The following is a 14344-nucleotide window of genomic DNA, read 5'->3' on the forward strand; positions in this document are numbered from 1 at the left end:
CCTGTTCCGCGACCGCCGAACAAACGAGGGGGTTCCATGAAACACCGCCGCCCGCGCCACCGTCGCAGAGGGCTCGCCAGAGCGGTCGGCACGGCGGGCGCGCTGGCCGTCGCCCTGGGTGCAGGGATGACGCCGGCGATGGCCGCAGGGAAGACCTCCGGCGAGCCTGCGGCAACCGGGTTCTCGCCGGACCAGCCCGACCCGAAGACGCCTTGGGCGCCCGAGAACGACGAGGCACCGCTGGACCACAAGGCCGTCCGCCCTCAAGCATTCACGTCAGGCCCCATGGGCACCCCCCTTCTGCACCTCGCCATGCCCGCGCCGACCGGGCAGCACAGCGTGGGCATGGTCGGTCTGCACCTCGTCGACAAGTCCCGTACGGATCCATACCTCTCCCGCAGCACGCCGCGTGAGGTGATGGTGTCGCTCTGGTATCCGGCCACCGGCACGTCCGGGCACTACCAGGCACCGTGGATGCCCTCGATCTCCGGCGCGCACTTCCTCGCCACGCGAGGACTGTCGCCGCAGCGGGTCACCCTGCCGACGACCGCGGGCCACGTGCTCGCCCCGGTGAACGCCACGCTCGGCAGGCTGCCCGTGCTGCTGTACTCGACCGGGCTGCACTCCGACCGTGCGATGGGCACCGCGCTCGCCCAGGATCTCGCCAGCCGCGGCTACCTCGTCGTCACCGTCGACCACACCCACGATGCCAACGAGGTGCAGTTCCCGGGGAACAGGCTCGAGGTCAACAAGATGCCGGCGGACGCCCACTCCTCCGACACGCTCAAGGTGCGCGCGGCCGACATCCGGTTCGTCATCGACGAGCTCGGCACGATCAGCAAGGGCGGCAACCCGGACCCCGGCCACCCCACACTCCCCACCGGGCTGTCGAAGGCCGTGGACATGTCCCGCATCGGGATGTTCGGCTGGTCGCTGGGGGGCGCCGCGGTTGACACCTCCATGCAGCTCGACCACCGCATCGCCGCCGGCGCCGACCTGGACGGCCAGTTCTTCGGGACGGCGCCGAGCAAGGACCTGGACCGCCCCTTCATGCTCTTCAGCTCCGGCACCCACAACCGGAACAACGACGAGTCGTGGCGCACGCTGTGGTCGCATCTGAAGGGACATCGGGTCGACATCCAGCTCCACGGGGCGGCGCACCAGTCGTTCAGCGACAACGAGTGGATGGTGCCGCAGGAGGCGGGGCTGCTCGGGCTCTCCCAGGCCTACCGGCAGAAGCAGTTCGGGACGATCGATCCCGAACGAGCGGTCAAGGTCCAGTCGGCCTACCTCGCCGCCTTCTTCGACCAGGAGTTGCGCGGCAAGCACAGCGCGCTGCTGGACGGACCGTCCAAGAGCTATCCGGAGATCTCCTTCATCCGCTGACCGGACATCGGCGGTACGTCTGCTCGGCCGTCCGACGGCAGCGATCTCGGACGCGCCTTCGGCGTGTCCGTGGGTGGGGGTGCCACCTACGGGTTCTGTCAGGGGCTGTACGACGAGCGGCTCTGTCCCCAGTCGGTGGTGACGGCAGGTGACGGGCGCCGTTGATGTTTCATGAGTGGCGTCGACTCCTTTGTGGCCGTGCTGTGCGCACGCGTCGCACAGCCGAGCCCGGCGGGCCCGTCACCCGCCTCCTGCACGAGATCAGGGAACTCGGCTGCGCCGGCAGTGCCAACCTGCTGGTCCGCTACCTCGACCAGGGCGGTGCCGAAGGCGACCGTCCCGTGACGACCCCACGCCGCCTCGCCCGGCTCCTGCTCACCCACCCCGAGCACCTGCGGACCAAGGTCGCCGCCCTGCTCAGCCTCCTCACCGCGGCCTGCCCGGAGATGACTGCGCTCGCCTGCCCCACCAGCGCGTTCGCCGCGCTCCTGACCCGGCCCTCGCCAACAACGGCAAGTGCACCCAGTGGATCACCACCGCCCGCCGACCCCGCTGGTGCGGGCCAAGGCGGACCGCCGCTCTGACCAGGGCCGGAGCGGTGGCGGCAGACGAGTCGGGCTGTACGCCGGGTATGCGTCTGCTACCGGGCTGATCAAGCCCTGACCTGCTGTTTTGCGCGGCTTTCCGGCCGGATTCACGTCCCTGGGACTTCTCAGGGACTTCGGTGCCCGGTCAGTCCTGGGTCGGAGCCGACAGCCAGGCTTCGATGGCGGACAGCCCTCGCGCGCCGGCCTGCGGCATGAAGTGAGTGTAGGTCCGGAGGGTGAACGCCGGGTCGGAGTGCCCCAGCCAGTTCGCCAGCGACACGATCGACTCACCGGCTTCGAGCATCACCGAGGCGTACGTGTGGCGCAGGACGTGGAAGCCGTGCTCCCGGCTCGGCTCCCAGATCCGCGACGGCCTGGTGCCCTCCGCCCGCTTCGGCAGCGGCGCGATCACCCCGGCGCCGGCAAGCGCCGGTTTCCATGCCTTGGTGTTCCATGTGGTGCGGTTGACCGCGCCGCCGCGCGTTGTGGAGACGAGCAACGGAACAGTGACCTTGCGACGCGCATCCCTTGCAAGGTCCGGCTCTTCCGGGTCCAGCCACGGCAGAGTGACCTCTACCGGCACGAAGCGTTCCTGGTGGGCTTGCAGCCGCTTCGCGAGTGCGGGGGTGAGCGGTACGTCCCGCTCCTTCCGCCCCTTCGGCGGGCCGAAGTACAGCTGTGACTTGAGCATCAGTACCTGGCGCTCGACGTGTACGTAACCTTCGTGGACATCCCAGGGGCTGAACGCGAACGTCTCCCCCTGCCGCAGTCCGCACCCGACACCGAGGTCGAGCGCGATCCGGTACCGCGCGCCGAGGTGCTGCCGAACGGAGTCGACACGGTCCTGCTGCCAAGCACGTGCCTTGCGCTCGGGCTTCTTCGGCGGCCTGATGGTGGTGTTGCCCTTGCAGGGATTGCGGAAGAGCCGCTTGTCCTCGACCGCCGCCTGCATGATCGCCTTCAGGTACACCCATGCCGTGTACGCCGTTCCCGATCCGATCTCGCGCTGCACATCCGCGGACCACTTACGGAGTTCGGCGACGCCGATGTCCCGGAGCGCCAATTCGCCGAGATGCGGCAGCACATGGCCCCAGATCCGGTACTCCATGCTCTCCAGTGTCTGAGCAGGGTGGCTCTGGGACGGCCACCAGTGGCGCTCGACGTACTCGCGCATGGTGATCTCGCCATCCCGGGCGTCAACGAAGTCCCCTCGGCGCTTGTCGGTCTGAGTCTCCGCCAGCCATGCCTTGGCGTCGGCCACGGTCTCGAAGGACCGGTCCCGGACGCCGGGTATTCCCTTCACCCGATAGCGAGTGCACTTGCCCCACAAGGAAGTGCGGTCCCGCTTCCCTGTCTCCTTGTTGGGCCGCTTCTTGAGCCAACGGTCCTCGATATATCCAGCCATCCCGGCCCTCCCCTGTCCTGTCGGTGCAACCTGCGCCAGGTGCAAGCACACAGACGACTCTCGTGCGCACGAAATTCCGGATGCAAGCGAGATACCCGATCTATTTCTCTGCTCACCGCGACCGGCGGGAAGTACGCGGCTGAGGGGCCCTGGCAAGGGGACTGAGCACAGGGTTCGAACGCGAATCGTCCTGCTGCTGCCGGTCCAACCAGGCATCGAGGAGGTCCCGGCGGTACATGACCCGCCCTCCCGGTCCCATCCGGAAACTCGGAGGACCTTGCCGCCGGTGCCGCCAAACGTAGAGCGTGTTTGCTGAGATTCCCATGTACTTCGCCGCGTCCTGAACATTCAAGAACGCAGCTTCGATGACGGACATTTTCTGATTACCCATCGCACGTCTCCGAGGTGATCGCTGCCTGAACGGCAGGCATGTCGAGCCCCCGCCTCCCTACAAGTGGCCCAGTAGGGCCCACTACTGGCGGGGAAGACTCAGCATCCGCAGATCGCCAGGTTTGGCGAGACCGTCGATCCGTGATATAGGAGCGCGTCCTCCCGGGACGCTGAGCAACATCAAACCGGGTTCCGTCACGTCATCCGAATTCTGAGGCACCGGCCCTCGAAACTGACCGCCGGGCTCGAGCTGCAGGATGTCCGAACTCAGACTTGAGACCTACGCATTACGAGGGCCGGCAGGATCGTGGCGGAGTGTGCTGCCTGGTAGGGGCAGGTCCTATCTGCCCTGGTGAGGGGCTCGGCGCACCGACAGGTGTGCCGCTGGGTCCAGGCTCTGCCATGCCGTCCGCTCACGCACCGCTCACGCATTCTGCTAGCCCTCGCCATTCCCTGGTACCGCCGCCCAGGCTGCTTGCGGACCCAGGGCTTCGGCGTAGTCGGCGAGCGTCCGGTTTGTGATCACGCGAGGCCGAGAAGTTCGAGGGGGCGGCGGGCGTCGCGCGCGTTGCGGCGGAGTCCGGCTGCGATGTTCTTTGTGCCTTTCAGCCGGAGGGTGCCGATGGTGAGGTTGCGCCAGGTCGCCATCGCGCGGGGAGTGTTTCCGGTCCTAAGACGCCGTTTCTTATGGTGGGCTGCAGTTCGTGTTCCTCCTGGCAGGGGTATGTAGGAGCATTTGGGCCATGGACATCAACCGAAAGGCTCGTGCCGCGTAGGCGGCCTGGGCGTCTACGTGCCGAGCATCGACTTCGGCGCCAGCCGTCGATCCCGCGACCCGTTTTCCCGGGCTTGTCCTCGATGGCCACAGCTGAGGTCGTCAGGATCGAACTCAGCCGTAAGTACCTGTGGCCGGGTGCCACGTACGCAGCAGCGATTGTCTGGAGCCGGTTCGTACGCAATCCGAACCGACGATTTTGGGCTCAGGACGCTGAGTCCAACTGCGACATCTGGGAGTGCTGTGGCAGTCCCTTCGAGGCTCGCTACTTCTTGGAAGCCATGATCCGTGGCATGTCTCGACAACGACGCTCCGAACTGCGCCGCTTCGTTGACGAGCTGGACAATCTCTACTACTGACGGCACTGGACGACACCGCTCAGCGAGCCAGGCGCCGGTAGTTGATGAGTAACGCCGCGATGCCCACGAAGGCGAGGAAGTGCTCGGCTTTGCGTTCGTAGCGGCGGTGAAGCCGACGGCAGCCGGCCAGCCAGGAGACGCTTCTCTCAACCACCCAGCGGTGACGGCCGAGCCGCTGGGAGGACTCGATGCCCTTACGAGCAATGCGGTGGCGTATGCCGCGGGTGCGAAGCCATCGGCGCAGGTGGTCGTAGTCGTATCCCTTGTCACCGTGCAGCTTTCCAGGCCGCCTGCGACGCGGCCCGCGATGGGAACGGATGGGCGGGATGCCGCGAACGAACGGCTGCAGACCCTGGCTGTCATGCAGGTTGGCGCCTGAGATCCCGAGCGACAGGGGCAATCCGTTGCGGTCGGTGATCAGATGAATCTTCGATCCGAGTTTGCCGCGATCGGTCGGATTCGGTCCCGTCAGAGGCCCCCTTTGTGGCCCTGAGGCTTACGGAGTCGATCGCACATCGGGACCAGTCCAGCTCACCGCGGGCACCGAGTTGCCCTGGTCAATCGCCAGCCATATCTCTTGGTCACGAGGGTGCATGCCTGCCAGCATGAAGGACTCGCAGGCGAAGGCGTAGCGATTTTCGAATTGCGGCGCCTTCTTCTCGACCGCCCGCGAGCCGCACCAGCCGACTGGTGAGGGTAGGTGGCATTCCGCGCAGCGGCCATGGCGAGAGCAGCCTGGTGGGGTGCCCAAGGGTCGTGCAGTCGAGTCGAGGTTCGGACCACACACGAAACTCCATGGCATGTGCCGACATATTGTGCCAGTCCAGGACCGACAGATCTCGACACCCTCGCCTGGTCCAGGCACGAGGAAGGGAGGATGCACGCCATACAAGCGGGCACTATAACGCCATGCAGCCAAGCTTGGCTGTTCGGCGAGTTATTGCGCCCAAAGAAAAGCGCGGATGGGCCCCACTACGGTCCTCAAGTACGCAGACGCGTGCGCATCGAGTCAAGCAATGCGCGGCGGGTCTCGCGAACCGCACGCCATGCCTGGAGGTATTCCGTTGTTTCCGGCGCGTTCCCCGCGGCCACGGCATCGTGGAAGTCGAGTAGCGCGAGGGTGGCCCGGCCAGCCAAGTCTACGACCGCTTGCGATGCAACCAACTCCAACTGCTGCTGCGCGCCATACACACCGTACTCACCGACCGAGATGTGCCCTCTGCCGACGCGTTCGGGGGAAAGTTCAATACGGGAGAAGGCATCCCGGGCTGACGTGAGGGCCGTCAAATATTGCGTGAACGCCACACGCAGTTCAGTGCGATTCCGCTCGGATCTTTCGCGATGCCACCGAATACAGTCGACAACGAGCGTGCTTGCTACGCCGATGATAGCGCCCACAGCCGTCGCAAAAATTACTGTCCCGCCCATAGCCCCCACAGAGCTTGATCCGCTTTCCTGGCCCACATATTCGGCAAGATCTTCCTCTCCGCCATGCACGGACTCACCAGTGCCCATACGATGGAGCCTCTATACAGAGCTGATCAAACCGGGCCGCCCCTGGAGGACGATCTCCCAGGTCGAGCTGGCCACCGCTGAATGGGTTGACTGGTACTGCCACCGCCGTCTCCACGGTGAAATAGGGCACATCCCACCCGCCGAATACGAGACCAACTACTACCTCACCACCACGAAACCCCAGTTCACAACCACAAACTGAGATCTCTACCGAACCCGGGGCGGTTCAAGGCATACCGTGGTGTGCGCAGAGGTCAGGGGCGTGCGAGGTCATTGTAGAGGTGGGACCAGGCAGCGTCCTGCGTTGTTGCGGGTTTCCCGTCGCAGAAGGGGAAGTCGGCCTCGGCGGTGTAGTACTTCATCATTTCGAGTACGGCGAGGGTTTTGCCGTTCTTGCCTGCGGTGTAGTCGTGGCCGGGCATGAGGTGTTGGTGCGTGCGGCAATGTGTTTGTCCGCGGTCGTGGGTGGTGTTGAGCGCTCCGGTCGCTGGACCGGAGGCCGAACACGCGGTGAGCGTTTGGGCGGTTACCACGAGAGCCAGGGCGCTCAGGCTGCGGGTGAGTGAATTCATGTGGTGTCCTGTATCTTCGGGGCTGCCCGTGCGGGCCAGGGCTCGCCAGGGCAGGCGGCTTACAGGGGCATGGCGCGCAGCACTGTTCCGACTCCTACGCTCAGGATGAGAAGTGCCGTTCCCAGGGGCGTGATCCTGGCACCCCAGGCCGGGAGAGCGGCTGCGCGGGTGCCTTTGAGGGAGGGGAGGTTGTTGCGGAGTTTGAGGAGCAGCAGGCCCGCGGCGGCGAGGGTGGCGGCCATGCCGAGCCCGTAGCAGACCACGAGCATGACGCCGAAGCCGGTGCGCCCGAGTGCGATGGATCCCAGGAGGACCACGAGGGCGGAGGGGCTGGGGACGAGACCGCCCGCGATGCCGATGCCGATCAGGCCGCTCCTGCCCGGCGTCTTCGCGGGGCCGTGCCGGTGGTGGCCGAGGAGTCCGTGGGTGTGGCCTGGTCTGTCGTGGTGGTGGTCCGGGGCGGATCCGGCGTGCGGGAGCGCGGGACGGGACGGGACGGCCAGGACGGTGCCCGCGGCCGACAACAGGTCAGCGGGTACGGGGCCGGCGACGAGACCGACGGAGGTGTGCGGCGAAGGTGCGCCGTGGTGCACGGCTGCCTGGCCGACCGGGTGCGCGGGTGCTGCCGACGGTTCATGATCGTGTGGGTGTCCGGCGCCGAGGTCGTGCCCGTGCCCGTGGTGCGTATGGCCCCGCGGGACGGGACCGTGGCTGTGATCGTGATGGCCGTGTTCGTGTGCAGGGGCCGTTCCGGGGTGGGCGCGCACGGTGCGCAGCGCGGCGGGCAGGAGCCACAGCCCTGCTGCGGAGATCATGATGCCGCTGGCTGTGCCGAGCCAGGTCAGTACGTCTTCGCCGACGAGCGCGGAGGACACGCTCAGCGCGATGCCCAGCATAAGGACGGAGGCGGTGTGTGTGAGGGTGACGGTGCCCGCGACGGTGACGGCGTCACGGGGGCGGCCTCGGCGTCCTGCGAGATAGGCGGCCATGATGGTCTTGCCGTGTCCGGGGAGCATGGCGTGGCCGGCGCCAAGGACGAGTGCCATGGCGATGGCGAGCAGGCCTACGGGTACGGTGAGCCGCTGGTGGTCGGTCAGGGCACCCAGGTGGCGGTCCAGTGCGGCGTACCAGGAGGCCGGCCAGTTGCTGCCGGGCGCGGTGACGGCCGCGGAGCCGCTGCCCGCGCCGAGGATGACGGTGGTGTGGCGGGCGTCGAGGGGATCGGCCAGCAGGTCGGCGGGATAGGCTCGCAGTTCCCGGGATACCGACGCCGACGGCACGTCCGAGGTTCCGATGGTGATCCCGTCCGCGCGGGCCGTGATCTCGTGCCAGCCGATACGGCTGGTGTCGACGCCGGTGGTCAGGTGGAGTGTTCCGTGGGCTCCGAGATCCGCGGGCGCAGACAGCCCGCATTCCAGGCGCCCGGTGTCCAGACCGGCCTGGCCGCTCACGAGACGGTAGGCGCTGCTGTGTGCTCGCAGGTGCAGGCGGGATGGTGCCGCGGTCGGGCTGGTGCCCGGTGTGGCGGACGCCGTCACGCGGCTGGCGAGGGCGCCGCACGCGGCCTTGGCGTAGGAGGCGGTCTCTGCCGGGCTGAGCTCGCCGTCATGATCGGTGTCCAGCGCCGGTTTGGCCTGCAGCGTGGGAATTTCCGCGGTGTCCACCACGACCAGGTCCTCCACACGGTCGCGGTACAGCGTGAGGCCGTCGTAGCGGTTGACGGTGAAGTTCCCCAGCGGATGTGCACTCGCGGCCGGAACCGCCAGGACCAGGGCCGCCCAGACGCCGATGAGGACGGGGGCTCCCCGGCGCAACAGCCGGGCCCCGGGGCGGTGTCCGAAAAAGATCATCCCTGTCCTCGGAGGTCGGCCAGACGTTTACGGGCGTCGGGTGCGTACAGCGGGGAGAAGCCCGGATTGGCCGTCAGGGCTCCGGTCAGGTCGGTGCGGGCGGCGTCTGTCTCACCGAGGGACTGTTCGATCACGCCGCGGTGGTAGCGCAGCAGGGCGTCACGCCAGCCGAGCCGGTCGGCCTGGCGCGCCAGCGGGAGTGCCTCGGTGTCGCGGCCCGCGCGGTGTAGGGCCCAGCTGAGGGCGTCGGCGACCAGGACGCTGTGACGGCGGTGCCATTCGGCGGTCAGCAGCGTCACCGCGAGCGCCGGACTTCCGTGGTCGGCCTGGTACTGCCCGAGGTTCAGGTCGTCGACGACCCCGTTGGCGGCGAAGAGCTTCTGCTCCGCTTGGAGGACGGCGTACTGCGATCGTGCCTCGGACTGACGGCCGAGCGATTCGAGCAGTTCCCCGAACTCCAGCACGTACTGGGGCTGGGGCACGCGGTCGATGGCCTTCTGGTAGTCGGTGGCGGCCTGGCGGGTCTGACCGAGCGCGGCTTCGGCGCGGGCGGCTCCGGCCAGGGACGCGGTGTAGCCGGGGTCGAGCGTGAGTGCTGCGCGGTAGTGGTCCAGCGCCTGCCGCGGATGGCCGGTGTTGAAGGCGAGTTCGCCCAGGTAGTGCTGGCAGAAGGCTTCGTCGGCGGGGTTGGAGGCGTCCTCCAGCGCGTGCCGGAGGGCCGCGGCGGCCTCGGTGGTGCGGCCGTGGAGTTCGAGGGTGTAGGAGGCGCGGGTGAAGGAGGCGGTGGAGGGGTGCAGGTCGAGCATCCTCTGCACGGCGTCCTGCGCGCCCTGGTCGTCCCCGAGCTGGGTGAGCGCGTCGTTGAGCGCACCATAGGCGGCCCACGCGTAGGGATCGTCTGCGACGGCCCTGCGTGCCCAGGTCCGGGCGAGGGCGAACTGGTGGCGGGCGTTGGCCAGTCCGGCCATGCCGGTCTGTGCGGCGGTGTTCGCCTGCGGCTGCAGTGACAGCGAGCGGCGCAGTGCCCGCTCCGCTTTGGGGTAAAGGGCGGGATCGACGTTCAGCCGCGCCTGTTCCACGTATGCGGATCCGAGCTGGGCCCAGGAGGCTGCGTCGGAGGGCTGTTGCCGCAGTGTGGCCTGAAGTTTGTCGACCACGGCGTTGATGCTCGGCGACGAGGATCCCTGGCCTTGGTGTGGTCCTGTGGCTGGGGTGGGCGCGGATGCCGGGCTGCCGGTGTGTTCCAGGGTGGCGAACCCGGTGAGGCCGGCGCACAGAACGGCTGCGGCGGCGATCAGCGCAAGACGGCGCATCGGCGACTTTCTGGTGGCGTGGAGGACATCACGAACGGGGCAGTGCCTGGGGGCCGGCGCGGACCGCAGGGGATCCGCCCGCGCCGGCGGTCCGTTCAGCCGGCCTGGTTCACCGACCCGGTGTAGGGCAGCGCGATGTAGGGGAAGTGGGCCAGGTAGGCGCGGCCGGGACCGTTGACGCCGTCCCCGGCGGCCAGGGCCTGCACCAGGTGGCCAGGGGTTGCGCCCTCCAGTGCCTGGATGGCGATGTCGACCACGTCGTCGCTCATGCGGCGGCCGTTGGGGAAGCCTTGGAAGTCGCCGTTGAGGACGCCGAGCCGGTCGGGCTTGGCGGTGAGGGGGGTGGACATGTTCAGCCGCAGTTCTTCGGCCGGGACGAATCGCTTCTTGTTGATGTCACGGTTCATCAGCTGCGAGTTCAGGTCGACGGCCAGCGGGCCCTCGGCGGCCTTCGTGATGCCGGTCAGGAAGATCTCCTGGAGGTCCTTGCGCGGGGTGGCGGGGGCCTTGATGCCGTAGATCGACTGGATGAGCTTGGGAAGCTCGGGGTTGAGGACCTTCGCGACGACCTTGGGCTGCTTGTGGTCGGCCGACGGCGGCAGCGCGTTGAAGGCGTTCTTCAGACCCGCGGGCACCACGGCCTCGTTGACCAGCGGGTTGCCCAGACGGGACACCTGGACGTACGGGCCGGTCGCCTTTGCCTTGCCGGGGCTGAGCTGCATGGTGCGCCGCTCGGTGGTGCTCCACACTCCGATCACCGGATTGCGCTTGGCATTGCCCTTGAACGCCAGTTTCGATTTCGGGATCTGGATGGCCAGGGTGTTGACGTTGTAGCCGTTGAGCGTGTTGTGCCCGCTCTCCTTAAGATTCCCGCCGTAGAGCAGGTCGAAGACCCGCAGGTCGAGGAAGAACGGGTCGGCGGCCTGCGAGGCGACGGTCTGACCGCCACCCGCCAGCTTCCTGGTGGCCTGCGCACGCAGTTTGCCATAGTCGGGCATCGACGCCTTGCCGACGTCGGACGGCGCGGCGATCGCGTCCTTGACCAGCGTGACCGGGCGCTTGCCCGGACGGAGCTCCTGCAGCGTGTAGTGCTGGCGGAAGAGGAGTGTCTTGTCCCGCAGGTTCTTGACGACCCCGTTGTTGTACAGGAACGTCTTCTCGCCGCGGCGGTCCTCGTTGCGGAACGTCCACCGGTAGGTCAGGTCCGGCTTGCCGGTGCCCTGGCTGTCGATGTTGATGTCGTAGTGCGCGTCGGTGGCGAACGGGTAGAAGTTCGGCCCGCCGTTGGGCTCCTGGAACGGGTACCAGTTCGCGACCAGCGTGACCGTGTCGGACCTGTCGGGGCTGGCGAACGCGTACAGGTCGGTGTTGTCGACCTGCGGGTCGGAGGCGATCAGCGGCGCCTCACGGTGACTGGACGCCTGGCTGACGCTCGACCCGGGGCCGGCCAGCGCCGTGCTGGCGACCGCTGTACTCAGCGTGAGGAGCAGGGCTGCCGACTTCCACCGGCTCGTCCGGGGCGGCGGCGTTGTGCTTGTCGTCATGAAGGGTCTTCCTGTGAAGGGGCAAGGACCTCAGAGACCTTGCTCGCTCCCCTATTCGTGCCTCTCTGCGGTCCGTATGGGTTCAGGGTGCCGCGTTCACCCGAACGAGGAAGCACGGAGCCTTTTCCAACCTGCTGAGGTGGGCGGCCGGTTGGCCTGGCGGGCCTGTACAACGTAGTGAAGCTCCTGGTAGACGGGTTCACGACCAAGATCACCGTCATCCACCAGGAGCTTCAGCATGATTGTCTACCGGTCTGCGATCGACCTCTCCAGTTCGGCCCTGCGCTACCTCTCGCGGCAGCTCGCGGCCCGCAGGCTGCGGTTGGGGACGAGGTGGCGGCGGTTGCCGACGGGCCGTCAGGCTCTGCTCGCCCTGGCCCATCTGCGCTGCGGCGACACCTACACCCGACTGGCGGCCGCCTTCAACGTCGGCGTGGCCACCGCGCACCGCTACGTCACCGAGGCCGTCGACGTCCTGGCGGCCACCGCCCCGACCCTCGAGCAGGCGGTCGCCACGGCCTCGCGCAAGGCGTTCACGATCCTGGACGGCACACTCCTGCCGATCGACCGGATCGCCGCCGACCGCCCCTACTACAGCGGCAAGCACAAGAAGCACGGCATGAACGTGCAGGTCATTACGGACCCGTTCGGCCGGCTCCTGTGGGCCTCACCGGCCTTGCCCGGAGCCGTCCACGACGTCAAAGCCGCCCGCACCCACGGCATCGTCGACGCCCTGACCACAGCCGGTATCCGCTGCTTCGCCGACAAGGGCTACCAAGGAGCGGGCGGCACCGTCCGCGTCCCCTACCGCGGGCGCTGGGACAAGCTCTCCGCAGGCCAGAAGGCCGTCAACATCGCCCACGCCCGCATCCGCGCCGTCGGAGAACAGGCCATGGCCACCCTCACGCAGTGGCGGCTCCTACGCAAACTCCGCTGCGGCACCACCCGCATCACCACCATCGTGCAGGCGGTCCTCGCCCTCCATCTCGCCACGTCAGCCTGAGAGTCTCTTCCCGCCGTGCCGTCTGCCCGGCCGCAGTGACGTCCTGCGGCGGTAACGCGGGGGTGGAGGTGTCAGCCGGTCGCCGTGCAGTTGGGGACGCCGTCGTTTGGCTTCGGGGTGGGGGCGTCGATCGCGAAGAACCGGTTGTCGGTGCCGGCGACCGTCTGCAGGGTGGGTGTGGCTTTGTGGCCGTCGTCCCAGGTGCAGGTGACGGTCTGGACTGCGGGTCCGGCCATTCCGACGACGTACCAGCGGGTGCCGGTCGAGGTGAACTTGCCCCAGCTGGTCTCGACGCCACGGTCTCCGGTTGCGGTCAATGCGTCGTCGGTCACGTCCACATGCCCGTCGCCGATGTGCAGGTTGGCGAAGAACCAGCCTGTGTGCAGGAGTTGCTGGCCGCCCTTGCCGCCGGCGCGCTGGGGGTCCGAGTATTCGGCCTGCTGCGTCGCGCTCCACTCGCGGGCAGCTGCGTCGGCATTGGCGGCGCGCTGCCAGATGTCGATGCTGAGGGTCCAGGGCTTCCCGTCGACCACCCCGGTGGCGATGGTCTGCGTGAGGGGTCGGATCGTCGCGTCCGGCGCTGCGGCGACGGATGCTGTCCGGGAGTCCGCGTGCGGGGAGACGGACGTCAGGATCCCGGCCGTGCAGGCGACGGCCAGTGCGACGACGGCCGCCCCAGCGGCCCGGCGCCTGGTTCTGCGTCGCGTGCCGCCCGCAACGATCGCCTCGACGGGCGCGTGCTTGATATGCACGCCCTGGGCGGCGTCGGCGAGCAGCTCGGAGATGTCGGTTCCTGTGTCCGTCATGACCTGAGCCCTTCGTGTAGGGGGAGACTGGTGTCCGTGCCGGCGCGGGTCAGTCCGATGGCGGACCGGAGCCGGGTGATTCCTCTGGCTGCGTTGCTCTTCACGGTGCCGACGGAGCACCCCATCGCGGCGGCGGCCTGCGTCTCGCTCAGGTCCTCCCAGTAGCGCAGGACGACGGCTTGCCGCTGCCGCAGGGGGAGTTGGGCCAGCGCCGCGAGCAAGTCGGCGCGCTCGACGGCCTGTGCCATGCTGTCGCCGAGCACGGGCAGGTCGTGCTCGTGATCGGGGTCACCGCTGAGGGACAGGTACTCCTTGATTCCCATGCGGTGCCTGCGCGCGTGTGCGTTGACCATGATGCGTCGCACGTAGGCGTCCGGGTCCTGGGCCAGCGACACCTTCCGCCACGCCACGAAGGTCCGCTCCAGGCATGCTTGTACGAGGTCCTCCGCTGCGTACTGCTCTCCGGTCAGGAGATACGAGGTCCGCATGAGTCGGGACCACCGCCCTACGACGAACGCCTGGAAATCCTCCGAATTCCCGTCGGTGCCTGCTGCCGCTCCTGCTGTGCCTCTCATGGCTTACCTCCTCACACCGTAAGAGTCCACGGCCCCCGCAGACCGTTGCATGAGGCGCAAGCCCGGGCGGGCCGCCGGGGTGGAGGTGAAGCGAGGAGGAAGGGGGGCCACCCCGCACTTCCTCCCCAGGAGCAGCCCCGCAAACCGAGCTGGCGTGGTGCGCAACCCGGTACCACCACAGGGGCTACGGGCCCCTTCAGCCCCTCGCAGGCCGACCCCGCCACGATGCCCGGGACGGGACGCACCTGCGCATGGAACCGCCGG

At 68.0% G+C, this 14344-nt stretch carries 13 protein-coding genes and 2 pseudogenes; 4 read left to right on the forward strand and 11 right to left on the reverse strand.

From position 1 onward, the window contains the following. Positions 1-285 precede the first annotated feature (285 nt). Both V2S66_RS28875 and V2S66_RS28880 read left to right on the forward strand, forming a co-directional pair. Positions 286-1386, forward strand: coding sequence for an alpha/beta hydrolase family protein (locus V2S66_RS28875; RefSeq protein ID WP_330799673.1), 1101 nt, complete (start codon positions 286-288; stop codon positions 1384-1386). Positions 1387-1589: 203 nt separating this feature from the next. Then, positions 1590-1970, forward strand: coding sequence for a hypothetical protein (locus V2S66_RS28880; RefSeq protein WP_330799674.1), 381 nt, complete (start codon positions 1590-1592; stop codon positions 1968-1970). Between the two features lie 148 nt (positions 1971-2118). Here V2S66_RS28880 and V2S66_RS28885 read toward each other — a convergent pair whose 3' ends face one another. From V2S66_RS28885 to V2S66_RS28905, 5 genes and pseudogenes are all read right to left on the reverse strand, one after another. Next, positions 2119-3234 (reverse strand): tyrosine-type recombinase/integrase, encoded by a 1116-nt coding sequence (locus V2S66_RS28885; protein WP_330799675.1) that lies wholly within the window; start codon positions 3232-3234, stop codon positions 2119-2121. A 256-nt stretch (positions 3235-3490) separates the two neighbouring features. Next, positions 3491-3769, reverse strand: a complete 279-nt coding sequence (locus V2S66_RS28890; protein ID WP_330799676.1) for a helix-turn-helix domain-containing protein — start codon at positions 3767-3769, stop codon at positions 3491-3493. 521 nt (positions 3770-4290) lie between these two features. Beyond that, complete coding sequence (locus V2S66_RS28895) at positions 4291-4416, reverse strand: hypothetical protein (RefSeq protein ID WP_330799677.1); 126 nt, start codon at positions 4414-4416, stop codon at positions 4291-4293. A 505-nt stretch (positions 4417-4921) separates the two neighbouring features. After that, positions 4922-5453 (reverse strand): annotated as a pseudogene (locus V2S66_RS28900) (IS5 family transposase); the annotation flags it as partial. A 430-nt stretch (positions 5454-5883) separates the two neighbouring features. Beyond that, complete coding sequence (locus V2S66_RS28905) at positions 5884-6417, reverse strand: hypothetical protein (RefSeq protein ID WP_330799678.1); 534 nt, start codon at positions 6415-6417, stop codon at positions 5884-5886. A 34-nt stretch (positions 6418-6451) separates the two neighbouring features. Here V2S66_RS28905 and V2S66_RS28910 point away from each other — a divergent pair. Continuing rightward, a pseudogene (locus V2S66_RS28910) lies at positions 6452-6619 on the forward strand (IS3 family transposase); the annotation flags it as partial. A gap of 52 nt (positions 6620-6671) precedes the next feature. Here the strand turns inward: V2S66_RS28910 and V2S66_RS28915 are convergent. The 4 genes from V2S66_RS28915 to V2S66_RS28930 form a co-directional block, all read right to left on the reverse strand. Beyond that, positions 6672-6989, reverse strand: coding sequence for a hypothetical protein (locus V2S66_RS28915; protein ID WP_330799679.1), 318 nt, complete (start codon positions 6987-6989; stop codon positions 6672-6674). Between the two features lie 59 nt (positions 6990-7048). Next, positions 7049-8839 (reverse strand): hypothetical protein, encoded by a 1791-nt coding sequence (locus V2S66_RS28920; RefSeq protein ID WP_330799680.1) that lies wholly within the window; start codon positions 8837-8839, stop codon positions 7049-7051. Further along, the gene (locus tag V2S66_RS28925) at positions 8836-9996 is read right to left on the reverse strand and encodes a tetratricopeptide repeat protein (RefSeq protein WP_330799681.1); all 1161 of its coding nucleotides are present in this window, start codon (positions 9994-9996) and stop codon (positions 8836-8838) included. Before V2S66_RS28925 ends, V2S66_RS28920 begins: the two co-directional genes overlap by 4 nt. Before the next feature lie 251 nt (positions 9997-10247). Then, positions 10248-11696 (reverse strand): DUF4331 domain-containing protein, encoded by a 1449-nt coding sequence (locus V2S66_RS28930; protein ID WP_330799682.1) that lies wholly within the window; start codon positions 11694-11696, stop codon positions 10248-10250. Between the two features lie 238 nt (positions 11697-11934). On the opposite strand from V2S66_RS28930, the gene V2S66_RS28935 reads away from it, so the two are divergent. Next, on the forward strand, positions 11935-12699 hold the full coding sequence (locus V2S66_RS28935) for a transposase family protein (protein WP_330799683.1): 765 nt from the start codon (positions 11935-11937) through the stop codon (positions 12697-12699). Between the two features lie 71 nt (positions 12700-12770). On the opposite strand, the gene V2S66_RS28940 is transcribed toward V2S66_RS28935, so the two are convergent. Together V2S66_RS28940 and V2S66_RS28945 are read right to left on the reverse strand one after the other, a co-directional pair. Beyond that, entirely contained in the window at positions 12771-13505 is a 735-nt protein-coding gene (locus tag V2S66_RS28940) for a hypothetical protein (RefSeq protein ID WP_330799684.1), read from the reverse strand. Continuing rightward, positions 13502-14080 (reverse strand): SigE family RNA polymerase sigma factor, encoded by a 579-nt coding sequence (locus tag V2S66_RS28945; RefSeq protein ID WP_330799685.1) that lies wholly within the window; start codon positions 14078-14080, stop codon positions 13502-13504. The genes V2S66_RS28940 and V2S66_RS28945 overlap by 4 nt, the downstream gene beginning before the upstream one ends. Positions 14081-14344: the final 264 nt, after the last annotated feature.

The organism is Actinacidiphila polyblastidii (genome assembly GCF_036353415.1).
Taxonomy (GTDB): domain Bacteria; phylum Actinomycetota; class Actinomycetes; order Streptomycetales; family Streptomycetaceae; genus Actinacidiphila; species Actinacidiphila polyblastidii.